This is a genomic window from Fictibacillus sp. 18YEL24 (assembly GCF_015903855.1).
GTDB lineage: Bacteria > Bacillota > Bacilli > Bacillales > Fictibacillaceae > Fictibacillus > Fictibacillus phosphorivorans_C.
In genome coordinates, this window is record NZ_JACZDT010000002.1 from 135,795 (window position 1) to 160,441 (window position 24,647).

General features: G+C 40.2%; 21 protein-coding genes. 14 read left to right on the forward strand and 7 right to left on the reverse strand.

Translation table 11 applies throughout. The features are described 5' to 3' along the window. Nucleotides 1–108 precede the first annotated feature (108 nt). Together HU823_RS06145 and opuFB are read left to right on the forward strand one after the other, a co-directional pair. Entirely contained in the window at nucleotides 109–1,080 is a 972-nt protein-coding gene (locus tag HU823_RS06145; RefSeq protein WP_197221461.1) for an ABC transporter ATP-binding protein, read from the forward strand. Further along, nucleotides 1,073–2,587, forward strand: coding sequence for an osmoprotectant update ABC transporter permease/substrate-binding subunit OpuFB (gene opuFB, locus HU823_RS06150; RefSeq protein WP_197221462.1), 1,515 nt, complete (start codon nucleotides 1,073–1,075; stop codon nucleotides 2,585–2,587). The genes HU823_RS06145 and opuFB overlap by 8 nt, the downstream gene beginning before the upstream one ends. Nucleotides 2,588–2,907: 320 nt before the next feature. On the opposite strand, the gene ald is transcribed toward opuFB, so the two are convergent. Continuing rightward, nucleotides 2,908–4,038 carry an alanine dehydrogenase gene (gene ald, locus HU823_RS06155; RefSeq protein WP_153236744.1) on the reverse strand — a complete coding sequence of 377 codons (1,131 nt, stop codon included), beginning with the start codon at nucleotides 4,036–4,038 and terminating at the stop codon, nucleotides 2,908–2,910. Nucleotides 4,039–4,163: 125 nt separating this feature from the next. Beyond that, complete coding sequence (locus tag HU823_RS06160; RefSeq protein WP_197221463.1) at nucleotides 4,164–5,411, reverse strand: PucR family transcriptional regulator; 1,248 nt, start codon at nucleotides 5,409–5,411, stop codon at nucleotides 4,164–4,166. Nucleotides 5,412–5,544: 133 nt separating this feature from the next. On the opposite strand from HU823_RS06160, the gene HU823_RS06165 reads away from it, so the two are divergent. From HU823_RS06165 to HU823_RS06175, 3 genes are all read left to right on the forward strand, one after another. Further along, nucleotides 5,545–7,248 carry a M3 family oligoendopeptidase gene (locus HU823_RS06165; protein WP_197221464.1) on the forward strand — a complete coding sequence of 568 codons (1,704 nt, stop codon included), beginning with the start codon at nucleotides 5,545–5,547 and terminating at the stop codon, nucleotides 7,246–7,248. 401 nt (nucleotides 7,249–7,649) lie between these two features. Further along, nucleotides 7,650–8,183 carry a DUF420 domain-containing protein gene (locus tag HU823_RS06170; protein ID WP_066399222.1) on the forward strand — a complete coding sequence of 178 codons (534 nt, stop codon included), beginning with the start codon at nucleotides 7,650–7,652 and terminating at the stop codon, nucleotides 8,181–8,183. Nucleotides 8,184–8,253: 70 nt separating this feature from the next. Further along, entirely contained in the window at nucleotides 8,254–8,556 is a 303-nt protein-coding gene (locus tag HU823_RS06175; RefSeq protein WP_197221465.1) for a hypothetical protein, read from the forward strand. Here HU823_RS06175 and HU823_RS06180 read toward each other — a convergent pair. After that, a complete protein-coding gene (locus tag HU823_RS06180; protein WP_197221466.1) occupies nucleotides 8,553–9,176 on the reverse strand; it encodes an NAD(P)-dependent oxidoreductase in 624 nt (207 codons plus the stop codon). The genes HU823_RS06175 and HU823_RS06180 overlap by 4 nt on opposite strands. Before the next feature lie 90 nt (nucleotides 9,177–9,266). Further along, nucleotides 9,267–11,669 (reverse strand): S8 family peptidase, encoded by a 2,403-nt coding sequence (locus HU823_RS06185; RefSeq protein WP_197221467.1) that lies wholly within the window; start codon nucleotides 11,667–11,669, stop codon nucleotides 9,267–9,269. 273 nt (nucleotides 11,670–11,942) lie between these two features. On the opposite strand from HU823_RS06185, the gene HU823_RS06190 reads away from it, so the two are divergent. Next, complete coding sequence (locus HU823_RS06190; RefSeq protein WP_370630049.1) at nucleotides 11,943–13,466, forward strand: MFS transporter; 1,524 nt, start codon at nucleotides 11,943–11,945, stop codon at nucleotides 13,464–13,466. Between the two features lie 19 nt (nucleotides 13,467–13,485). On the opposite strand, the gene HU823_RS06195 is transcribed toward HU823_RS06190, so the two are convergent. Together HU823_RS06195 and HU823_RS06200 are read right to left on the reverse strand one after the other, a co-directional pair. Then, entirely contained in the window at nucleotides 13,486–14,691 is a 1,206-nt protein-coding gene (locus HU823_RS06195; protein ID WP_197221468.1) for a hypothetical protein, read from the reverse strand. Nucleotides 14,692–14,760: 69 nt separating this feature from the next. Next, complete coding sequence (locus HU823_RS06200; protein WP_137791202.1) at nucleotides 14,761–15,495, reverse strand: hypothetical protein; 735 nt, start codon at nucleotides 15,493–15,495, stop codon at nucleotides 14,761–14,763. A gap of 440 nt (nucleotides 15,496–15,935) precedes the next feature. Between HU823_RS06200 and HU823_RS06205 the strand changes: the two genes are divergently transcribed. The 5 genes from HU823_RS06205 (at nucleotide 15,936) to HU823_RS06225 (ending at nucleotide 20,074) form a co-directional block, all read left to right on the forward strand. Next, nucleotides 15,936–16,250: a hypothetical protein gene (locus tag HU823_RS06205; protein ID WP_144696770.1), complete on the forward strand. Its 315-nt coding sequence runs from the start codon at nucleotides 15,936–15,938 to the stop codon at nucleotides 16,248–16,250. Between the two features lie 62 nt (nucleotides 16,251–16,312). Continuing rightward, complete coding sequence (locus HU823_RS06210; protein ID WP_255548956.1) at nucleotides 16,313–17,182, forward strand: NAD(P)-dependent oxidoreductase; 870 nt, start codon at nucleotides 16,313–16,315, stop codon at nucleotides 17,180–17,182. 157 nt (nucleotides 17,183–17,339) lie between these two features. Then, a complete protein-coding gene (locus HU823_RS06215; RefSeq protein WP_144696772.1) occupies nucleotides 17,340–18,350 on the forward strand; it encodes a permease in 1,011 nt (336 codons plus the stop codon). 18 nt (nucleotides 18,351–18,368) lie between these two features. Beyond that, nucleotides 18,369–19,316, forward strand: a complete 948-nt coding sequence (locus HU823_RS06220; RefSeq protein ID WP_197221469.1) for a TIGR03943 family putative permease subunit — start codon at nucleotides 18,369–18,371, stop codon at nucleotides 19,314–19,316. A 188-nt stretch (nucleotides 19,317–19,504) separates the two neighbouring features. Then, complete coding sequence (locus HU823_RS06225) at nucleotides 19,505–20,074, forward strand: hypothetical protein (RefSeq protein WP_197221470.1); 570 nt, start codon at nucleotides 19,505–19,507, stop codon at nucleotides 20,072–20,074. Nucleotides 20,075–20,146: 72 nt separating this feature from the next. On the opposite strand, the gene HU823_RS06230 is transcribed toward HU823_RS06225, so the two are convergent. Continuing rightward, complete coding sequence (locus tag HU823_RS06230) at nucleotides 20,147–21,730, reverse strand: hypothetical protein (protein WP_197221471.1); 1,584 nt, start codon at nucleotides 21,728–21,730, stop codon at nucleotides 20,147–20,149. Between the two features lie 272 nt (nucleotides 21,731–22,002). Between HU823_RS06230 and HU823_RS06235 the strand changes: the two genes are divergently transcribed. The 3 genes from HU823_RS06235 to HU823_RS06245 all read left to right on the forward strand — a co-directional run bounded on the left by HU823_RS06235 (nucleotide 22,003) and on the right by HU823_RS06245 (nucleotide 24,633). Next, nucleotides 22,003–23,583 (forward strand): bifunctional metallophosphatase/5'-nucleotidase, encoded by a 1,581-nt coding sequence (locus HU823_RS06235; protein WP_197221472.1) that lies wholly within the window; start codon nucleotides 22,003–22,005, stop codon nucleotides 23,581–23,583. Nucleotides 23,584–23,601: 18 nt separating this feature from the next. Next, complete coding sequence (locus HU823_RS06240) at nucleotides 23,602–24,147, forward strand: hypothetical protein (protein ID WP_197221473.1); 546 nt, start codon at nucleotides 23,602–23,604, stop codon at nucleotides 24,145–24,147. A 111-nt stretch (nucleotides 24,148–24,258) separates the two neighbouring features. Beyond that, the gene (locus HU823_RS06245; protein WP_197221474.1) at nucleotides 24,259–24,633 is read left to right on the forward strand and encodes an SLAP domain-containing protein; all 375 of its coding nucleotides are present in this window, start codon (nucleotides 24,259–24,261) and stop codon (nucleotides 24,631–24,633) included. The last annotated feature ends 14 nt before the right edge of the window (nucleotides 24,634–24,647 follow it).

The following is a 24,647-nucleotide window of genomic DNA, read 5'->3' on the forward strand; positions in this document are numbered from 1 at the left end:
AGTTTACATTCTCTTTCTTTGTGCAATACATAGTGTAGATTGATTATTGATTACAGAAAAAACGGAAATACTGCTTGTAATAGATAAAGCACACTAAGGAGCAGGTGTATGATAACTTTTGATAATGTTTCTAAAGAATACCGTGATGGAACGTCTGCGGTTCGCGATTTGAATTTAACGATACAGCCAGGGGAATTTTTTGTCGTGATTGGTCCGAGTGGTTGTGGAAAAACGACGATGCTTAAGATGATCAACCGGCTGATCAGCCTTACAAAAGGCACGATTTCCATCGATAACAAGAGAATCAGCGATTACAAAATTGATGAATTACGTTGGAATATCGGGTATGTACTGCAGCAGATCGCTTTATTTCCTCATATGACGATCCTAGAGAATATTAGTATCGTTCCCGAGTTAAAAGGATGGGACAAAGAGAGAATTCGTAAGAGAGTGGACGAACTTCTTGATATGGTTGGGTTAGACCCTGAAACGTATCGAGACCGCAAACCAAAAGAACTCTCTGGCGGACAACAACAGCGGGTGGGTGTTGTGCGAGCGTTAGCTGCAGATCCTAACATTATTTTAATGGATGAGCCTTTTAGTGCTCTAGATCCGATCAGCAGAGAAAAGCTGCAAGAAGATCTATTTAATCTTCAAAGAAATATTAAGAAGACCATTGTTTTCGTTACTCATGACATGAAGGAAGCTTTGAAACTGGGAGACAGGATTTGTGTGATGAATGAAGGTTCTATCGTACAAGTGGGAACGCCAAAAGAGCTGCTCGAAAACCCTGCCGATGATTTTGTAAGAAATTTCGTAGGAACAGAGAGTGTGAGTTCTGTTGAAAATATGGATCTTCGAAAGCTTGTCATACCTTTGAAAGCAGATGAGATTGGATTGGATTATCAATTGCCATCCATTTCAGTGAAAACGAGTATAAAAGAGGCACTCGATATTCTAACCCGTGAAAATGAAGTGACGGTTGAAGATCATGGTGCGATTATAGGAACGCTGAACAGACAGGCTGTTATTCAATATCTTGCAGATCACTTGCAGGAAAGAGGTAGCAGAGATGAATAGTTTCTTGCAAGTATTTCAAGATCGAAAAGGTGAACTCGCAAGTGCGCTGATCGAGCATATTCAGATTTCGTTTATCGCTCTTCTATTTGCTGTGGTGATTACAATCCCTCTAGGTATCTATTTAACGAAAAAACCAAGATTGGCTGAACCGATCATCGGAGTGACCGCCGTGTTGCAGACCATTCCGTCACTTGCTCTTCTAGGACTCTTGATCCCACTGTTTGGAATCGGTAAGGTGCCAGCCATCATTGCACTTGTTGTTTATGCCCTGCTTCCTATTTTAAGAAACACGTATACCGGAATTAAAGAAGTCGACTCTTCGTTAATTGAAGCGGCGCGAGCGATGGGAATGAACACGAGGAAGAGATTGATGAAGGTCGAACTTCCTTTAGCGATGCCTGTAATTATGGCCGGAATCAGAACTTCCATGGTCTTAATAATTGGAACCGCTACGCTCGCAGCTTTAATCGGAGCAGGTGGACTCGGTGATATCATTTTGCTTGGTATTGATCGCAATAACACGATGTTGATCGTACTTGGAGCAGTCCCAGCCGCATTGCTTGCGATCTTATTTGATTTTCTACTTAGAAGGTTTGAACATCTATCGTTTAAACGAGCGTTAACAACCGTCAGTGCATTTTTAATAGCGGCTCTATTAGTTATAATTGTTCCTTTTGCGATGAAAGGCGGACAAGAAGATATCGTGATCGGTGGTAAGCTAGGTTCTGAGCCTGAGATTTTAATCAACATGTACAAACTTTTAATTGAAGAAGAAACCGAACTATATGTGGAACTAAAGCCAGGGCTTGGTAAGACTTCCTTTGTGTTTAATGCGTTGAAATCAGGGAGTATTGATATCTATCCAGAATTTACAGGCACAGCGATCGCGGAGTTTTTAAAAGAAAACGCAACAAGTACAGATAGCGAAAAAGTATATGAACAAGCTCGAAGCGGGATGGAAAGTAAGTTTGATTTGCAATTATTAAGCCCGATGGAATATAACAATACGTATGCGCTTGCTGTTCCTGAACAGTTGGCGAAAGAATATAACTTAAAGACGATTTCGGATTTAAAGAGTGTAAGCCAAAGTCTGAACGCCGGATTTACGCTAGAATTTTCGGATCGCGAAGATGGCTATAAAGGCATCCAAAAGCTATACGATATTCAGTTTGCAAATGTGAGAACGATGGAGCCGAAGCTAAGGTATAACGCAGTGAAAAAAGGTGAAATTGATGTGGTCGATGCTTATTCCACAGACAGCGAACTGCGTCAATATAAGCTTACCGTGTTAGAAGATGATAAGAAGCTGTTTCCGCCTTATCAAGGTGCACCGATGCTTCGTAAAGAAACCGTTGAGAAGCACCCGGAATTAAAGGAAGCTTTAGATAAGCTTGCAGGAAAAATTACAGATGATGAAATGCGCGAGATGAATTATAAGGTGAATGTTGGGGGAGAGTCACCTAAGAAAGTGGCGGAAGATTTCTTGAGGAAGGAAGGGCTTCTTTAACTTCTAACATTTTTCATTAAAATTCGACAAAAATTTCCCGGAAAATAAAGTATCCATGCAGTTGCTTATACTGTATGGATATTTTTTTGTGAAAATATTCGGTGATACTGTTTGTCGAAAATCGGATAAAAAAATTTATGTAGTGAAATAAATCTAATTAGTACGGAATTATTGCCGTTTACCTCGGATAAAAATGAAATTACCTCGTATAAGAAGAGGGGTGTCTGTCTTTAACGGACAGATGTCAAAACGTCCACTAGGAAAACACAAAAAAAGCTAAGGCTCAGAATTATGAGCCTAGCTTCTTTTCATTTGATTCATTATACCGTTTGAACTGCTTTTTCTAATGCAACTTCAGCTGAAACATAGTCATAACCAAGGTCAGTTGCAACTGCTTCGTATGTTACGAAACCGCCAGCTGTGTTAAGACCCGCTTTTAACGATGGATTTTGAGCGATTGCTGCTTGTGCACCTTTGTTAGCGATTTGTAGTGCATATGGAACCGTTACGTTCGTAAGTGCGATCGTAGACGTACGAGGCACAGCACCAGGCATGTTTGCTACTGCATAGTGAACAACTCCGTGCTTGTCGTATGTTGGGTTGTCATGAGTCGTGATGCGGTCAACCGTTTCAAAGATACCGCCTTGATCGATCGCTACGTCAACAACTACAGATCCTGGAGTCATGGACTTGATCATTTCTTCTGTTACCAATTTAGGTGCTTTTGCTCCTGGGATAAGTACAGCTCCGATCACTAGATCAGATTCAGCTACAGCTTGTGCAATGTTTAATGGATTAGACATTAATGTTTGGATGCTGTTACCGAAGATGTCATCAAGTTGACGAAGACGGTCTGGGCTAAGGTCGATGATTGTAACGTCAGCGCCAAGTCCGATCGCCACTTTTGCTGCGTTCGTACCTACAACACCGCCACCGATGATCGTTACTTTACCGCGACGTACTCCTGGTACACCTGCTAGAAGAATTCCTTTTCCGCCTTTAGGCTTTTCAAGGAACTGAGCACCGATCTGTGCAGACATACGTCCTGCTACTTCACTCATTGGCGTTAATAGAGGAAGTGTACGGTTGAATTCTACCGTTTCGTAAGCGATCGCTGTAACGCCGCTCTCTGTTAGTGCTTTTGCTAATGCTGGTTCTGCAGCTAAGTGTAAGTATGTGAAAAGGATAAGATCTGAACGGAAATATTTGTACTCAGATGCTAAAGGTTCTTTAACCTTCATAACCATTTCTGCAGACCAAGCGTCTTGTGCTTCAGCTACGATTTCAGCGCCTGCTGCCGCATAATCTTCGTTCGTAAATCCGCTGCCAACACCTGCATTGTTCTCTACAAGTACTTTGTGACCTGCTGCTGTTAGTGTAATAACACCTGATGGGGTAATCGCTACGCGGTTTTCATTATTTTTAATTTCTGCTGGAACTCCAATAATCATTTGTGAATCCTCCTATATAAGTAAACTCTTTGAGTGCGTTTTCAATTGTGATTTCAGTATAGTTCGAGGGATTGCGCTTTTCATTGTGGGGAATCTAGAAAATGAAAAAAAGCATTTGTGATAATTCACAAATGCTCTTGTTTGAATAGGCGATTCATCTTGAAATCAAGATAGATCATGATTTTTTGATGAGGGCTCTTCATATCAATATTCGTAAGCTCGCTGATCCGTTTGAGACGATAAAGTAATGTGTTCATGTGGATATGAAGCACTTCTGATGCTTTGTTCAGGTTTTCATCTAACGTCAGATACGTTTCTAATGTGTGATAAAGCTCTGTCTTGTGTTGACGGTCATATTCTTGTAGAGTTTTGAGCATTTCATTGTGATAGCTCTGTCTTTGTTGTTTTTCATAAATGGTATCTAAAAATTGGTAGATACCAAGTTCATGATAGCCGTTTAGCGTTAACGTTTCTCCGCCTAGCTTTTCTTGAACGGCTAATACACTTGAAGCTTCTTTATAACTTTTTTCCACGTTCGAAAAAGAGGATACAAGACTACCGTATGCCGCTTTTATATCTGACACAGAAAAACGCTCTTTCATATGGGTAAAGAATGATTCTACAAATGACTTAGCAAGTTCTAAGGGCGGTTCTTTTCCAACAGGTGAGGCGAGGAGAAGCATCTGATTCGCGTCTGCTGCTGATAAAAGAACGTTGATCTTCTGATTCACAGCAGCGAGATACAAAATATCTTTTTCGATAGCTGGTGTGATCTCCTCTTCTAGCTGCAGAATAAAAACAGCTGCTGGAAGTACCGGCAAAATGTTAAGTTCGTGCAGCTTCTCTAAAATATGCTCTTCTTGCGGAAGATTGCCTGTGAGCATCTTCCAGAAAAGCTCTTGCCGGTTTTCTTCTTTCTTTTTTGTGCCGATCTGCATCTGAAGAAGTTGGCTTTTTGCTGAAGTAGCAGCGAGCTTTAATAATTGCATATCTTCTGTTGATAGTTGTTTTTCCACTTCAAGAACCCAAATGTATCCGAGAACTTCGTTGTTCTTTCGGATTGATACTGCCACACGGTTGCCAAGCCCGACGTTTTGTATCGTGCCGACACGAACAGGGTCATCGCTCTCTTGCAATCTAGGAATCACGCCGTCTTTCCATAGACTGTTCACTACTTTTTCTGGCACGCGCCGTCCGATGATGGTCGCGATACGCGCAGGGTCTGTTCCGTCTTCATGTGTACTGTAAGCAAGGAGTCGGTGATTCTGATCTTCTATCGTTACAGGGCACGACAAAACGTCGCTGATCTTGTCTGCTAAATTTTCAAGACTGCCGAAAGTTCCTTTAAAAGGATCAGATTGAAAGCTCTTCATAACATTTGTCTCCCGCCATTGGTTTCTCTGCTTACATTCTACCTAAAAAGGGAAGGGGATTACAGGAGAAAAGCAATGGATTGTAGAATTGGTAATACAGGAATGGAATGTAAATGAATGGGAGGCTTTTTGAATGAAATTTAGTGAATTTACATATGAACGTCCTGATGTTGCGACTCTGAAAACGGAATTTGAAGAAGCCGTACAGATTTTTAAAGACGCGAGTTCGGCGGATGAGCAGAATGAAGCGATGAAAAAGGTCGTAGCTCTACGTAACAGTTTTGAATCAAAAGCAAGGCTGGCAAAAATTCGCCACACGATTAATACAGAAGATGCCTATTATAAGGAAGAGCAAGCGTTCATGGATGAGAATCTTCCAGTTTATCAAGGAATGGTCACAGCGTTTCATGAAGCGCTCGTTCAATCTCCTTTTAAAGATGAGCTCGAGAGTAAGTGGGGCGGTCAGCTGTTCCGCTTGGCAGAATTAAAAGTGAAGACCTATTCTGAAGATGTATTAGAGGACCTTAAGCAAGAAAACAAATTGAGCTCAGAATATGTGAAAGTGATGGCTTCAGCTAAGATCGAGTTTGACGGAAAAGAGCTGAACCTGGCGCAGCTTTCTCCATACGTTCAATCGGCAGATCGTGAAACACGAAAAGCGGCGAGTAAGGCCGCGAACGCTTTCTTGAGTTCAAACCAAGAAAAGTTTGACTCGATCTATGATGAACTCGTGAAGCTGCGAACGGGAATCGCTAAAAAGTTAGGATATTCAACCTTTACAGAATTGGCGTACGATCGTATGGGAAGAACGGATTACAACGCAGCAGACGTAAAGGTATTTCGTGAACAAGTAAAAGAAATCATCGTTCCCCTTTGTACAAAGTTAAAGAAGCGTCAGCAAAAACGCATCGGACTCCATGAGTTCAAGTTTTACGACGAACCCTTCAGCTTTACAACAGGCAACCCTAAGCCTCAAGGAGATGCAGAGTGGATTGTGAATCAATCGAAGCAGGTCTTTAGTGGACTATCGCAAGAAACAGGAGCGTTCTTTAACTATATGGCAGAAGATGAGCTCATGGATCTTGAAAGTAAAAGCGGTAAAGCGCCTGGTGGGTATTGCACGTATCTACAGGACTATACGGCGCCGTTCATTTTTACAAATTTCAACGGTTCAGACAATGATGTTCGCGTGCTGCTGCATGAGATCGGTCATGCGTTCCAGATGTATACGAGCAGAGTGTTCGAAGTGCCAGAATATCAGTTCCCGACACTTGAAGCTTGTGAGATTCATTCAATGAGTATGGAGTTTTTAACGTATCCTTGGATGGAAAAGCTGTTTGGCAAGGACACAGAAAAATATTTATACTCCCACTTAACAGGTGCGGTAGAGTTCATCCCGTACGGAGTTGCGGTTGATGAGTTTCAGCACTTCGTATACGATAACCCGGATGCGACGGCATCAGAACGCCGTTCAAAGTGGAGAGAGCTTGAGAAAACATACTTGCCACATCGTGATTATGATGGGTTAGAGTACTTGGAAAACGGTGGTTTTTGGCATAGACAAGGTCACATCTTCCGTTCTCCATTCTATTATATTGATTACACGCTTGCTCAAATATGCGCTCTTCAGTTTTGGAAGCGTGCTGGTGAGAACTCTGAGCGTGCATGGGAAGATTATTTCGCCCTGTGTCAAAAGGGAGGAAGTCTACCTTTTACAAAGCTCGTTGAAGAAGCTGGTTTGATCTCTCCTTTTGAAAAAGGATGTGTAGCGTCTGTTGTTGGCGAAGTAGAGAAGTTTATTGCTACAGTGGATGAGGAACAATTTGCGAGAGCTTAATTCATATAGGTGGTAGGATGAGGAGAACCGGCCGTGTGCCGGTTCTTCTTTTGTGTGAGAGATGGGGCGAGTGCAAGGGGTATAACTGCTGCAGAAAATGTCGACAAATGACATCTCGTGGATAAAACGCCAAATCTTTTGGATTCAAGCATGAAATTCGTGGATTCAACGCAAAAACTTGTGGATGGATGCCGCAAACTTCTGGATTGAACTTTATCCGCAACCGTAAATACCCTAGGGTGTATTATCGCTAAGTTTCTCATTTTTGAAGAATTATTGACACTTGGTTGGGGAATGCTGTTTTCAGCTACCTATATGTTTGTGAATAGGGTCTTGAGTGGTAAAATAATAAGGAATCTTAGAAGTTTTAAAGACTTTTAGTGGAAAAGGAGTAATACAAAATGGCTGAAACAAAACAGCGTAACTATACACCGCTAATTATCGGGCTATCCATCGCGATTAACGTACTTGTTGCCGTATTGTTCTTCCTGCCAGAGTATGAGGGAGAAATTGCTTTTGATGTAACGTTGCTGCCGCGTTTGAACGCGATCTTTAACAGCTTTACTTTCGTATTTTTGCTGGCTGCTCTTTATTTTGTGAAACAAAAGAACATCACGCTTCACAAACGGTTTATCCTAGCGGCATTTACGAGTACAACATTCTTTTTGCTGTCGTATGTAACGTATCACTATTTAACAGAATCTACGTCTTATGGTGGTGAAGGTCCCCTTAAGTACGTTTATTTCTTTATCTTGATCACACACATTTTGCTTGCGATCGTTATCGTACCTCTAGCGTTAATCACCGTTACGAGAGGCTTCAACATGCAAGTGGAGAAACACCGTAAGATTGCACGTTGGACGATGCCCCTATGGCTTTATGTGAGTTTGACAGGTGTTATTGTTTATTTGATGATCGCGCCGTATTATTCATAAAAAAACAGAGGACTTTTGCTGATCATATGAAAACAGCAAAAGTCTTTTCTGTACCGAGAGGAAATGAGAGATGAGCTGGTTTTGGATCATACCTGTCGTTCTTTGCGGATTCGGAATTGCTGTTATCGTATATGGCATCCGTTATCAAAAAGAAGAAATTGAGCATAAAAAGCAGTATGACGCGTGTTACAAAGGTGGCCGTGTCTCGGAAACGTTTTTCGGTGCTATTGTAGAATTTATCTTTGTAACGTTCATTGATAAACTGGTAGGCTTTTTTCCGAAATGGTTCATCAAGTTCTTCATCTTCATTATCGGAGTAGGTTTCTTAAGTCTTGGCGTCTATTTTTTTCAAGACATGCCTCGAAGGTTTTAATAAGCGATTCCTACACGAGTCTCTAAAAAGCTACTGTTCTCTAAAAGTGAAAACGCAAAATGAGCGGTATCTCCTGTACTGATTCGAGAGCCGTCGATAGGTAAAACGTCTTTTTCCGTTCGATACGTGCCGGTAGGTTCCCCGTCTGGCAAATAAGTGGGACAAACGATCGTCCAATTCAACCCGCTTTCTTGCAGTTGAGTAAACGCCTTATGATGATCTTCAGCCGCTCTTGTTAATTTCCGCTTTGATTCAGATGATTGGTAACGAAGCAGATGAGGCTCTATGCGGCTTTGTAAGATGCCTGCTGTACCGATCGTGATGATACGAGAGATGCCTTCCTTTTTCATCGCTTCTATAATTATAGGCATACCCTCGGAAAGGACATTAGCTCTGTCTGTTGATAGAGCGCTGAAAACAACATCACAACCGGCCATGGCTTCAGTTACGGTTTCTTTATTTAGAACGTCTCCTTTTGTAAAAGAGATCTGGCTCAAAATAGAGTTCGTAAACTTTTCGGGGCTACGTAAAAGTGCAGAAACGCTGATATCATTCTGGAGCGCCATTTTAGTAAAATATTGTCCGACTCTTCCTGTCGCACCTAGTACGCATAGTTTCATAACATACCTCCTGATTGTTCTTTTATTATCATATCATTTCATGCAAACCATAAAAAAATCCCTTACCGAAAACTCGGCAAGGGATTTCTTTTATTGAACGGTGATAACATCTGTGTATCGACTGTCGAGCTTATCGCCTCTCTCAGCGAATGCGACAACGCGATATTTACCTGGTGCAACAGCTTGTCCTGCGATCTTTCCGTCCCATTGGAAATCATTATATTGTTTTGGAACATCTTCGTAACTGCCGATCAGACCAATTTCTTTTGTCAGGTTGCTATCGTATAGAAACAGATTTACTTTATCGGCTTCAGCAGGGAAGTAAGCGGAAAATGTGAAAGCATTATTTCCTAGTGCTGTAGCGCTGATGCTAGTGATGGAAGGGAAGTCCGGCTCTTGTACGAAAAGAATCGTCGGTACGACTATTTCGTTTCTACCGTCGCTGATCGTAATCGTTCCTTCATGATAACCAGGTGCCATCTTAGAAGCATCCACGTGTACTTTGAATTTTACATCCTTCGAGCTTTTTCCTTTAATCTTCAAGTTCTTGCTTGTTGTTACTTTTACACCTTCAAGATCTACGTCAAATGAATAATCCTTTGACTTGTTGCTTAAGTTCTTGATTGTAAAACGCTCGTCTCTTACTTCTTTGCCTTTCTTTTTAGAGAAGACACCAAACGAATGGCTGCCAGGAGATACGAGTGTTTGTGTTTCAATTGCTTCAACGACACGGATACTTCCTGCTCCTTGTGTATTATGCGGATATAGCTTTCCAGTAGCATCAAATAAATCTTCCGCTGTATTCATAAGAGCTGCTTTAATATCGTCAACACCCCAGTCAGGATGTGCTTCTAATAAAAGAGCGGCAGCACCTGCAACGTGTGGAGATGCCATACTTGTTCCTTGTTTCGCGCCGTAACCATGCGGATTTGCAGGGTCATGAGTCGGTACTGTACTTACGATGTTTACGCCAGGTGCCGAAACATCCGGTTTGATCATCCACGTATCCATTACAGGACCTCGGGATGAGAAGTCAGCCATCAATTCACCAACCTGTTTATCAAACTTGGTGCCAAGTGTTACCGTTGTGTTTGGATTAGTGGTTAACAAACTTTTAAGCTGAACGCCCTCAGCGTTCGTTAGCTTGATTGTTGGTACTGCCATTCCAGGCACATCTACGATCTCACCCGCAACGTTATTGTAGATGACCATTCCGATAGCGCCAGCGTTCTCTGCATTTGTTGCTTTGTCTACAAACGCATACGTACCGCGTTGTGCTAATACAAGCTTACCTGCTACGTCTTTCCCTGCAAAATCAGCAGTTCCAGCTAAGCCAACATCAACGATCGGCAATGTTTTTCCGTTAAGTGCTAGAACGGATTCTTCAGACGGAAAGCCCATTACTTTTGCGGATGAAAAACTTGCATTTCCTGCTTTTAAAGTAGCTGCATAAACGTTATATGGAAGCTGTGTAGCTCCTACAGAAATGGCTTCCCTAGAAGTACCTGGTGAACCGACCGTCCAGTTGTTTGGTCCGCTGTTCCCGTTAGACGTCACAGCTACAACACCATCAGACATCGCTTGATCAAGCGCGATACTCGTTGCCCAGTCCGGGTTGTTTAACGAGTTTCCAAGAGATAAGTTCATAACGTCAGCACCGTCTTCTACCGCTTTTTCAACACCGGCAATTACGTTCTCAGTCGAACCGCTGCCTCCTGGTCCTAATACGCGGTACGCTAACAATGTAGCATCAGGTGCTACCCCTTTAATGCCGCCATCTGCCGCAACTGTACCGGCTACGTGCGTGCCATGAGTAGTTTCAGCTCCTCTTGGATCGCCTTTAGGCGTTTCTTGTGGATCGTTGTCATTATCAACAAAGTCATATCCTTTATAGTCACCGAATGCTTGATCTAAATCGGGGTGTGTATAGTCAACTCCCGTATCAATAACAGCAACCGTCACACCTTCGCCCGTGTAGCCAGATTCCCAAGCCTGGTTCGCACCAATAAAAGGCGCTGAATTCATCATCTGAGGCGAAACATCATCGAATGATTGGTCTCCCATGTCATCCCCTGTTGTGTGATATTCAACATCTGGATAAACGGCTTTTACACCTGGTGTTGATAGCAGGTTTGGAATCTCGTTTGCTGCGATCTCTAGAGCAAACCCAGAGAAAACATGATCGTACTCATTTTTTACTTTATATGTTTTGGAGCGAGTGGAGATTTCTTTTACCACTGCTTCACGTTTTGATTTTAAATTTGATTTCGTTTGTTTTTGGCCTTTCTTTTTTGCCTCTAGTACAGATGGTTCTTTTAATTCAACCATTACTTTTGTAACATGAGAAGAGTTTAAATTGTACTTCCCATAAAGCGGTGCTAGTTCTGGCTCTGAATTGTTTGTAGATGGAGCAGCAGATACACCAGAAAAAGCAGAAAAAACAAACGTACATGCTAATGTGAAACTAGAAGTCTTGCGTAAAAAACTTTTCATTCAAGCGTACACCCCTTATTTTTAATATCAAGGTAATATTCTACTGCTGTGTTTAAATCCCTTGGTCATATGGTAAAAACAGATAATAGGTCCTTATATTGGAAAATATAAAGCTGGTCTTTTGACCTGAAAAATTCATGAGCAAAACGTAACGCTAATTCTATAGACCCATGATAAGATGGGAATATTGTTTTTTAAGAGAAGGCTGTTTTCTTAAAAAGTTCTGCTTTTATATCTTTGTTTTTCATACGCTTCTTTGAGAAGTTGATTGGAGTGGAAGGTGCGAGAATCCTGTGGGACAGGCGGGCAGATGAGACACTAAAAAGTGAAACGTATAAATGTGGCTCACCGCCTGCCCCGCGGAAAGCGAGCAACCTGGAACGGAAATTAACTACATCAAAAGCAACAATGAATACGAAAAGAGATTTAGAGAAAGAAGGTGAACGAATGGTTAAAGAGGAAGGGTATGGAACGATTCAGGAGAACCGGATCATTCCGTTATGGAGTCTTACGGTATGGCTTGTGGTCATGAACACGACGATGTTTAATGTGGCATTGCCGAGTGTTATCTCGGAATTTGATCTGAGTCCTACTGCAGGATCATGGATTGTTTCAGGCTATTCGATCGTGTTTGCCTTATCGACGATCACATTCAGTAGATTGTCAGATTTTATACCGATTGGAAGATTATTATTTACAGGTGTCATCATCTTAGGAATCGCCTCCATCATCGGTTATTTTTCAAATAGTTTTGAGTTTGTATTGATCAGTCGTATGGTTCAAGCAATGGGAGCGGGTGCGGTTCCAGGGCTAGGAATGGTGCTTGCCACAAGATATATTCCGATTTCAAGAAGAGGGCGTGCCATGTCGTTAATCTCATCAGCGGCGTCTCTTGGTTTCGGATTAGGACCTGTAATCGGAGGCGGTATCACACAATTGTTAGGGTGGAATTTTCTTTTCATCGTAACAGGTCTCGTGCTACTGTTGCTGCCAGTATTTAAGGTCTATCTGCCTGTTGAACAAAAACGGGAAGGATCGTTCGACTTTGTGGGTGCACTGTTAACAGGTGGCGGAGTAACTTCATTATTACTCTATCTTTCTTCGTTTTCGTGGTACTTGCTGGTATTGAGTGTCCTATTCTTTGGCACACTCGTATTTTATTCAAAGAAGAAGGAAGATCCGTTTATCCGTGTGAGTTTATTTAAGAACACGCTCTACGTATCGCTCTTAATCATTGGACTCATCGCGTTCATGACCCATTTTGCGCTGTTGTTCGTGATGCCCGTCATGTTGTCGAACTTATTTGGAAAAGAACCAGCTACGATTGGGTTTGTTATTTTTCCAGGTGCCATGCTTTCCGCGTTAGCCGCAATTTATGTGGGACGGTGGATTGATCGATTTGGAAACCTGCCTGTCATGCGAACAGGGCTTGTAGCACTGTTGTTGTCGGTCGTGCTGTTTTCTCTTTTTGCAACAAAGGCATTCTATCTGACAGCAATCTTTTATATGTTTACGAGTATCGGGTTTTCTAGCTTAACGTCAAGCTTAGCTAATGAAAACTCTAGAATCTTAAGCGAGGATGAAGTAGGTTCTGGAATGGGTATGCTTCAGCTTGTGCAGTTTTTTGGTGGAGCGCTCGGTGTAGCTGTTGCTGGACTGTTAATTGAGGGACAGCAAGGGATCGCATTAGAAGCTATCTATCGTAACGTGTTTATCGTGTATACGATTTTGGTCGTCATCTCGATCGTTATTTATCGAGTGAAGATAAAAAGAAATGTGAGCCTGGAACTTGAATAAGTCCTAGACTCACATTTTTTTATTTTAGCATCTTGAAGTCATAGGAATAGACAGACTTGCCTTTGATCGATTTTAGGATGTCGTTTAAACCATTGATTTTAATATTCTCTATCTTCTTTCCTTCGGTTAAGGAATAGTGTTCGATGTAATATTTTTCTTTTAGTTTTTCGTCATGTCTTACGACGTAAAGGTTGTCATCTTTATAGAAGAGTTGCTCATGAAATCGAACGCCATCTTTTCTAACGTTCTTCATGGTGAATTTTTTCGTCATTTCTTGAGTTTTTGTATCAAATGCAAATACCTCACCTAGTCCGTTAGCGTAGTATAAGATGTCGTTATATAAATGGGCAGAGTTTCTAGTATTGAATGGATAATGTGCGGTTAGGTTTTTTTCGTTTCGATAAGTAGAGATAGTAAATTCATCTTGTTGTAACGTCTTCTTGTTGATGCGATAAAGTATAACGTCTGAATTTAAGATATTGGATACACCGTTCTCGGGTATACTCTCTAAGATCATGTAGTAGTATTGATTGTCGGCAAGGATGGGAGAAGATCCACTTAAGCTAGAATTTTTAGGCTTTTCTATTTGAATGATATCTTGAATTTCCAAATTATTTTTTGAGGGCGTTATTTTTCGTAAAAAATATTCACTTGCCTCGATATTTTCTGTTAGTGCGATGATCTCATCCTTATCCACCCCGGAAGTTCCAATATAATAAGGAATATTATCTTTATGAAATCCCTTTTCATTACCATATAAAATATTTGAATCATAGCCACCGTTCGAATTAAAGCCAGAATTAAAAAGAGTAAAAAATAAATTTTCTTTCTCGAGATAACCTGTTCTTTCACCCGTGTACTGTGATTTCTTCATATTAAACTCTTTATAGGTATCTCCGACTAAACGAATTTTATCTCTATCGACTAATAGAACCTCGTTATTTCCTGCAGCAACACTTCCAAGCTCTAAGCCGTTCATCTTAAAGGCATCTGCTTCCCCTTTGTCATTGATGAAAACAGCAAGGCTGATTCCTCTACCATCCATGTCTTGGTCCGCAGTCGTTGAAAAATAGAGAACAGCTCTTTTATCAGATAAGAAATCTTTTTCCTTTATTGCCTCCTTTTTGACTGAAAGTGAAGCACTGATATGTTGGTTAAAGAAAAATTGATAAACAAGGCCTCCGACGAAAAGTGTGACTAAAGAAAAAAATAATATTTTCTTCACTGTACTCTCCTTTTGTAAGAAATAAGGCAATAAGTTCGTAGTTACACGTCCTTATCGCCTTATTATTTTTTATATATTCCGGACGAGCTGTGTGCCAGGCGCATCCCGGACATCCCGAGGATATACTCCTAACCCGCCATCTACGTCTAAATCTAAGTTTCCATTTAATTTATATGCCGACCAGACCAGTTTGGAACAGTTTTTATCACCGATATGTGAAGTCGAACGGTTGGTCACGAAGTTATAAGAATATGCATCAATGCCTACGCGGCTAAATGCCCAGTTTGCAGCATTATCACGGTTTGACGAGCTTGTTGTAACCGATTTGACCTGTGCGTCTCCTTGATCCACTTTTCGTAGAGTGGTTGAGATCGTCCGTACACCTGTTTCAGGTACAGATTCAACAATGACGTCGCTTGAGTAATACATGCCCACGTGTCCATGATTCATGTAGGCGGTTTGAGATGCGGTGTAATAGAAGTTTCCTTTCGAGCTAGGTCCAACAGAAACAGTTCCTCCGCTGCTACCCATTGTACCGACCTTACCGCTTTGTTGCTTTTCTTCCTTGCTCTTTGTTTGATCATGTTTTAATTCTTCGTAGATTTTTTTTAGAAGTGCATCCTCTGTAGCGCCTGTGTTCTTTGCGATAGCTTGAACACTAGAAAGTAACTCAGCTGATGTTAAATCTGGCTGCATACTTAGGATTTCATCTTTATACGTAATCTGATTTTGAGCAAAAGCACTTGGTACCGAAAAAGCTGTGAGACAGAATGCTAAAACACTAGTAACTAGATGTTTTTTCATATTCCAAACCTCCTGCCGTAATACGGGACCCCTTTGTCGACAAGTTCAATTTACCATTTATATACAGGTGCGTAAATACGAAAACGAATAAACAGTAGGGTGGACTTATAAGGGAAATGAAAGATACCCCTAAAGGACTGTGCGGGATTTACATAAAAGGAAAAGAAACAGGTCAAAAGGTGTTGCAGTGTACTAGTAAGATTGGATGCATTTCATGTTTGTTTAAATGACCAAGATCTTGAAAAGAGGAATGTGGTTGGCCGTAAATGAAGTATATTCTCTTAAGTGCTGAAGAGTAAATGAGTGTGGAAAATAAATTGTGTGGGGTCAGACCCCTCATTAAACTTTCTATGAAACTGCCGATATTTATTATGAATTGCCTAAATAGGCGAAATTTTAACCTAGTAACACAATATCGGAGAAAGATGAGGGACGAATTCGTGGAAAGAAACAAAGAACTGATTGATTCATTATTGAAACTTCAGGAGCTATTAGACACACTACCAGATACTGTAGAGGCTATACCCGCTTTCACACAATACATCCGCTCTTTTTTACGTATTAAACCAACCGGCAGAACATTGCCTACTATCGAGATGATGACCATAATCAAGAGAAGAAAACCGAATTTATACCAACTTTTTAAAAAGCATTCGAACGATGACATGCTATCGATGTTAACAAATTTAAATATGGATTATGAGCTAGCTCAACTAAAGATCGAACGCATTCTTCAAGGAGAGGTCATCGCTTAATAAGCGGTGTCTTTTTTATTTTCGTTATTCTTCGTTATAATAGGTGAAAGGAGTGAGGACATTTGCAAAGTGTTGGATTTATCGGAACAGGTGTAATGGGGAAAAGCATGGCCGGTCACTTGATGAATGCAGGTTATCCAGTCCATGTTTATACGAGAACGAAAGCAAAAGCAGAAGATCTTCTTGAAAAAGGAGCTAAATGGGCAGACACACCAAAAGAAATCGCTCAAAACTGTGATGTGATCATCACGATGGTCGGCTATCCGAAAGATGTAGAAGAAGTTTACTTAGGTGCAGAGGGATTAGTAGCTCACGCCAAAGAAGGTTCTTATTTAATCGATATGACAACTTCTAGTCCACAGCTGGCACAAAAAATTGAACGGACGGCTGCTGAAAAGAATATCGCGACGCTTGACGCACCCGTTTCTGGCGGGGATATTGGTGCGAGAGACGCTAAATTATCCATCATGGTAGGAGGTTCAGAGTCCGCATTCCACGATATGGAACCGATCTTCTCTAAAATGGGTACGAACGTTGTTTATCAAGGAAAAGCTGGTTCTGGTCAGCATACGAAAATGTGCAATCAGATTGCGATCGCCTCAGGTATGATGGGAGTTTGCGAAGCGATTCTTTACGCGGAAAAAGCAGGATTAGACCCAGAGAACGTGCTGAAAAGTATTGAATCTGGTGCTGCAGGAAGCTGGAACCTCAGCAATCTTGGACCAAGAATTTTAAAAGGAGATTTTGCTCCTGGCTTTTACGTAAAACATTTTATAAAAGATATGAACATCGCATTGAAATCAGCTGAAGAGATGGGCTTATTGACACCAGGATTACAACTCGCGAAAAAGCTATACGATGAGCTTGCTGAGATGGGTGAAGAAGATAGCGGAACACATGCATTATATAAACGTTTAGCAAACCAAGGGTAATTCACCTTGGTTTCTTTTTTTGCTCTTTACAAAACGGAATAATTACGATTAAATATAGGGTGCATTCCTATAAATTTTGTGTGAAAATACTAGATTTAATTCATAACGAAACTAGTGTATAAATAAATTAAACAGATGGGTAGAGGAGCGTTAGACGATGAAGGACCTCGCAACAAGAGATGTCGTAAGAAAAGAAATGATAGGGCTTTTATTGCTGGCTATCTTTATTATTTCTTTTCTGTTTATGGAAGAAATAAAAAATGATTCTGTATTTGATAACTTACCAAGTTCCATCATGCATGTGAACACGGTGTTTCTAAGTATTTTAATAGAAGCGGTTCCTTTTATTTTATTAGGAGTTTTTGTTTCGGCTTTAATCCAAACTTTTGTAACAGAACAGCATATTCAACGGTTGATACCTAAAAATCCATTCTTAGGTATCGGAGTCGTTTTGTTCATGGGAATCATCTTTCCTGTCTGCGAGTGTGCGATCATACCTGTCGTAAGACGCTTGATTAAAAAAGGACTTCCGCTGCACCTTGGAACGGTTTTCTTATTAACCGTACCAATCGTAAACCCAGTCGTTATCCTATCCACTTTTTATGCGTTCCGTAACAATATGGCAGTCGTATATGGAAGAATTGGACTGGCACTTCTTGTGGCGATCATTATTGGATTGATCGTATATTGGGCTTTTCGTAATAAAGATCAACTCAGATCACACATAGAACATGGAGCTCATGATCATTCACATGGTATTACGATGAGTCGCTGGAAACAAACGGTGTATCATGCATCTGATGAGTTCTTTGATACTGGGAAATTCCTTATTTTTGGTGCATTTTTAGCGAGTATGTTCCAAGTATTTATCAATCGCAATGATCTATTGGCGCTAGGAGGCAATGAGTGGTCATCAACAGGATTAATGATGGGTCTGGCTTTCTTGCTATCTATTTGTTCAGAGGCGGATGCCTTTATCGCAGCATCATTCGGAAGCACGTTTACGGTAGGTTCGATAATCGCGTTCTTGGTATACGGTCCGATGCTTGATGTAAAGAACATGCTTATGATGTTCGCTTATTTTAAGACACGCTTTGTATTTGTGTTAATGGGACTAATAACGCTGACTGTATTTGCTGTAACGATGGTGTATCAATTTGTGGCATAGAAAGGGAGGTAGGATACGATGAACAAAGAGAGTCATGATTTTCATACGTATTTAAGAGGTATCATCTTAATCGGTTTCATGCTCCTGCTGATCGGATTAATCACAACAGGGAAGCTGAACTATTATGTAGCACCGAAAATGCATATCTTTGTCTATTTTGCGATCGGCATCTTAGGGATTTTAGGTGTGATGCAGTTCTTTAGACGATCTGATGAACAGCATGATGATGCATGTGGATGTGGTGTGGATCATACACCAAAGGGAAGGCCGCTCAAGCATTTCTTTATCTATATGATCTTTGTGATTCCTCTTCTTACAGGATTCATGATTCCTGAAAAAGCGATGGACAGCTCAGTCGCGGAAAAGCGCGGCATTCGTTACGGAACGGGACTGTATGCTAAACCAGCTCAGAAAACGGATGACGGTAAGGTAACCACTACACAAAATATTGATGTGGAAGCCTATTTAGATGATCCAGAAGGTTATATTAAAGAGATGGAAAAGAACGTTAAGGAAGAAAATCCGGTCGAGACTTATGATGTTACGGCGTATTATAAGAAGTTCGGAAAAGAACAGTTGGCGAAGGATAAAGTGAAAGTAACATCTGATCACTATCTCGATACGATGACTGTTTTGGACATCTACCTGGACAAGTTCAAAGGAAAAGAAATCGAAACGACAGGATTTGTGTATCGTGAAGACGGAATGAGCGAAAATCAAGCCGTTATTGCGCGCTTTTCAATGAACTGCTGCAGTGCGGATGCCGTTGTATATGGAACCATCATTGAAGGCGATGGAGTATCCAAACTTAAAGCGGATGAATGGTATACCGTTACAGGAATCATCGATGAAACAGAGTTAAACAAAGTCCGTCTGCCATTAGTGCAGGTTGAGTCTCTAGAAAAAATTAAGCCAATTAAAGATCCATACGTGTATCCGAGTCCTGAGAGTTTGGGAGCTTATTAGAGAGTAATAAAGCATAAGCCAGCTAATTAATTATTAATTAGCTGGCTTATTTTATCTCCATGCTTCTATTACTGACTTGTCGTTTCAGCCCAAAGAGGATAAATAGTTATTAAATCGAATATATATCTTGTTGTATTTTACAAAAGGGTGATTTACAAAGATTGCATTAATGAGTAGGAGGTAGGCATATGACATTGGATGAAATTAAGAAGTTGAGAAGGCAGCAGTTTATCTTAATGAATGTACTTCTACTTATTCTTGTAACTTTTTATTTAATCGTAATTCAAATTATCGGTGTAACATCTTCTCAATTTTTTATAACTCTGGCAGTGGTGTTACTTATTCAATCCATTATAGGGTTTATCCGAATTAACTCGACCAAATCACTTTTTTATATTTATGAGAAGGTAAGTCTATACGAAAAACAAAAAATGGGTGTTGAATGGAAGAAACAAAGAAAGATAAATTATACATGGATGTTGATTACTAGTAGTTTTTTATTCATGCAAGCATACTTGAATAGAGATATATCAGGAGATTTTCTTAAATTTGATATTCGTTATATGGTACTGATGCTTATTTTTTTACTCGGGTTATCAAATTTAAGTCTCTTTATTCACGTTAAAAAAGTTGATAGCTCGAAATCTGCACAGGATCTAAAAGGTTATACTCGAAAAACAAATATAACAGCAGTCTTGCTAGGAGCAGTTTCTGCAATAATCCTTATTTTTATCACTCTTTTTTATATTATGATTTAAATATTATTTACAAAATATGCAAAAGCACTGCGGTCTTAACAGCAGTGCTTTTAGTTACTATCAACTATTCTTCTAGTAAACATACGTCCCAACAACAAAGAGTTCGAACAATACGGTAAGTCCGATAAAATAAGAGACTTGTGCAAATAATCCCCAATCCTTATCTCTAGCTACCTGCATTACCCACAGTGCTATCGCGGAAACAATCAGAGGAATGATGAATGAGCTTCCGGTAAAGGTAAGGTATTTTGGTGCTAGTGTATAGAATGTGTTGTTAAACAAAGACTGAATGACATAAAGCTGGGTGATCATAAAAAGTCCAATTGCAGTCCATTTCGCCCAAGGTTTTTCATCCTCAATAACGTCTATCCGTACAAAATAGAGGATGCCTAAGAACAAAACAGAAGGCACTACCCAAATGAATGCGTTTGTCATAGCGATGAACGATACAACGAAAGCCGTAAACGCGTCAAACGTGGCAGTATATAAATCTTGTTTCCCCATTTTTTTACTTGCACTTTTAATCTCTGAATCTTTGCTTGCTAAATAAAGTCTATAATCACTGACAGATTCTGCTTTTAACCAAGCAATCGTCTTTTCATCTACCTGTAACGGATAGACTGAAAAATCACTCGTTGTACTGATTCGTGCTGCTTCCCACTTGTCGCCACTTAAGGTAGCTTTGTAAATGTTGCCCGCTTCCTTTTTAGTAGAAATCGGTCCTTTCGCTGCAAATAGGATGATAGGTTTGTTATTTTCTACGTTCAACTGCTGGTAGGAAGGATTCTCGATCTCATAACCAAGCTCTGAGCTGTATAGCTTAACATTGCTGAAATCAATTGCTGTAAGCTGATCCGTTGGTGCCGCACCGTAAAACGTTTTGAACGTCTTCGTTCCTTGTTTAGAAGAATAAAAGGTATACATAAAATGAACTTGATCATCTGCTTCAGCAAAGCGGAAGTTATAGATCTTATCTGTCGGTGTTTTGCTGTATCGCGTAATAGATTGAGCGTTATATTTTCCGTCAGCTTCTTTTAAATAAAAAGCTTCCATTTCTACTTTTTCACCAACAGTCAGGATAAATGATTGAGATGCTGGGTGACCTGATAATTCTGATAGCTTTTCTTTAGCTGTAAAGATAGATTGACTCTTTCCATCTTCAGGCATATAAACAAATACTTCATTACCTTTTGAATAAGCAAATCGATCTTTTGCATCAGCTAAAAGATCTACATCTTTATCTATAACTGTTTGTTTTCCGTCTTCATACAGAATGAGCTCACCACGAGAGATAAAGGCGATCTGTTTCCCGTTTGTCCAATAGTTCGCTCTTTCATCCAGAGCAAGATTCTCTTTTTTTTCAGAGACTAGATTTAGCTTTTCGTCTAAAGTTGTCACCTGTAAACCGTCTTTTTGATGAGTATAAGCATAATATTGGTCATCTCTTTTTATAACAGTTGGTTCAGCGCTGATGGATTGAGCGGGCGTGCTTATCGATCGGCTCCAATCAGGATCAGGAAGCTTTGTCTCTTGTCTTACGTTATTCCAGATCACAGCTGCGATCAAAATTAAAACGACTGCAAAAGGAAGTAATAAAGATCTGTAATTGGATTGATTTCTTTTCTTTTTCTTTTTTGTTTTTACATTCGTATTCATGATGATAGATCCCCCTATTTTCTATAAAACGACAAAGTAATACTATTCGTTATATCAAACGTATTTCCTTGTAAAAAATTTCAAAAATTTCATAAAAAGATTTTGTTGGACGTTAATAATTTATCCATAGTGGCTCTTTGTAAGTTTTTGTAGAATAACAATCATTCCCCTGGAAATATTGTCGAATATCATCAACGAATTTTTAAAGTGAGGGTTAGAAACTGATGGTATAATTTAGGTTATAAAAATAATTAAGAAGGTGGGGAGAAGGCATGGAACAATCCATTCATATTTATGTGACAAGCGATATTCACGGCTATGTTCTCCCGTTAACATACGCTAACAATGAAAAAGCAGATATAGGGTTGGCAAAAATGGCAGCACTTATAAAAGAAAACATGTCTAACCACCTCAACACCTTCCTCATTGATAATGGAGACCTCATCCAAGGAACACCACTCACTTACTATCACGCAAAAACAGAGCAAAGTGATGTTAATCCGATGGTTCATGTATTAAATGAACTGAACTATGATGCTGCAATAATAGGAAATCATGAGTTTAATTATGGTCTTCCTTATCTATATAAGACGATTGAAGAATCTAAATTTCCTTGGCTTTCGGCTAATATCGTACACCAAGGAACAGAGAAACCGGTATTTGGACAACCTTATGTGATCAAAACATTTGAGTGTGGAATAAAAGTAGCGCTCTTAGGATTAACAACACAATATGTACCGAACTGGGAGAATCCTGATCATATTAAAGGCCTTTCCTTTCTAGATGCGGTGGAGACGGCAAAGAAATGGGTTCCTTATTTACGGTCGAAATCAGATGTCATGATCGTTTCTTATCATGGTGGGTTTGAGAGAGATCTCAGAACAGGGAAACCGACGGAATCCCTCACGAAAGAGAACCAAGCATATCAACTCTGTATGGAGGTTGAAGGGATCGATGTGCTTTTAACAGGTCATCAGCATCGCTTGCTTGAAGGTGAAGTGAACTTCGTCACGATCATTATGCCTGGAACACAAGGAACTGAGATAGGGTATGTAGAAATAAAGGTCCATGGTGAGGGTGATTCATGGAAAGTGAAGAATAAACGAGCAAAACTGATTTCTGTGAGTGAATACAAACCTGATCAACAGGTGCTGGATCTCATTCAGCCTTATGAGAGTGAAACACAGAAATGGCTGGATCAAGCTTTAGGACAAGTAGACGGAGACATGACGATTACTGATCCGATGTTAACGAGGCTATCTGATCATCCGTTTATTGAATTCATTAATAAAGTGCAGATGGAAGCGGCAGGTGTAGATATTTCAAGTACTGCTCTATTCGATGATCATTCCAAAGGATTCTCAAAACATATAACGATGCGTGATATCGTTTCAAACTATGTGTACCCAAACACTTTAAAAGTGATAGAGATTACAGGGCGAGATATGAAGGATGCATTAGAACGGTCAGCTTCTTATTTTTCTGTGAACGAAGAGGGTGATCCGATAATCAATCCAGCGTTTTCAATTCCAAAGCCTCAGCACTATAACTACGACATGTGGGAAGGTATCGATTACGTAATCGACCTGTCAAAGCCGATCGGACACCGCATTGTGACTTTGATGTATAAAGGAAAACCGATCGAAAACGACTCCTTTTATGAGGTAGTGATGAACAACTATCGTGCTGGTGGAGGCGGTGATTATCCTATGTTTAAGGGAAAACGCGTGGTGAAGGATATTCCAATCGATATGTCAGAACTGATGGCAAACTATATTTTAAAAAGAGGAACGATACAAGCGACGTGCGATCACAATTGGCGTGTTGAGATTTCATCTTTCTTTAAAAAATAAGAGAAGCGGGTGAAGCGGATGAAAAAGTGGGGTTGGTTCGTATTCGTAATCATAGCAGTTTTGCTTGCAGGGTGTTCTAGTGAAGAAAAAAGAACGTTGAACGATAAAAACTTAACACTGCAAGACCATCCAAAAGGTGCTTATCCTCGTTATTACGACCAAGTTTCTAAGAAAAAAACACTTAAAGCTGTTCCGTTCTCACTGGAATTGCCTGATCGCTTGCCGTTTAAAGTCGCTCTTTCAACCTATCAGATCTCAGATTGGGGTGAAAAACGGAATATCCTTGTAGATTCTGTTTTTTATCCGAAACAAGAAGGGCAGAATGTTTATTTAGCTTATCGAGTATCTAATTTTCTTCCTAAGACCGAGAAGTTAGAAACGAAAGACGAAGTGGAGCTTAGTAATGGAACGGATGCTTATTTTTCAGGCAGTAATGATCTTCCTATCCTTGCTTGGAAGAAGGATGGGTTATTCTATAGAATGGAGTATTTAATAAAGGAAGATACAGACAGAAAAGCGGAGAAAACGAAGCTCATCGAAGCAGCAAGTTCTGTTTTTGAATAATTATATATAAGAATATGAGGCCGTGGAGTGACTGAGCTCTTGCGGCTTATTGTTTGAAATACAGTGGTTTGCAATAAAATATGATAATATGGTTCAAAGGAGGGGATATTCTTGCAAAAACTGGAGTTCGAATCTGCATGGGACAAGACTATAGCCCGCCAAGACAGAGAAGAGATAGAACAGGTCTTTTCAGAGTTGCATTCAGATGAACATGTGAGACAGCAGGCTGTGATATTGAAAACAGCTTATAATCATAAGGAAGAATTTTTAGTGACGGTGCTTGTAAATAATTATTCAAGAGAGCCTTTCTCTTTAATCGGCAAAAAAGTGTTGTATATAGAAGAGGAGCATACGATTGGTGACATGGATTCTCGTTATACGCTGGAAGTTCCTGCTGAAACAAGTATGCCATGGACGTTTATATTTCCAGCAGCATCACTAAGAAAACAGCCATCTCGAGAGTATGGAAAATTAATCATCATGTAAAGCGGGGGAAACGT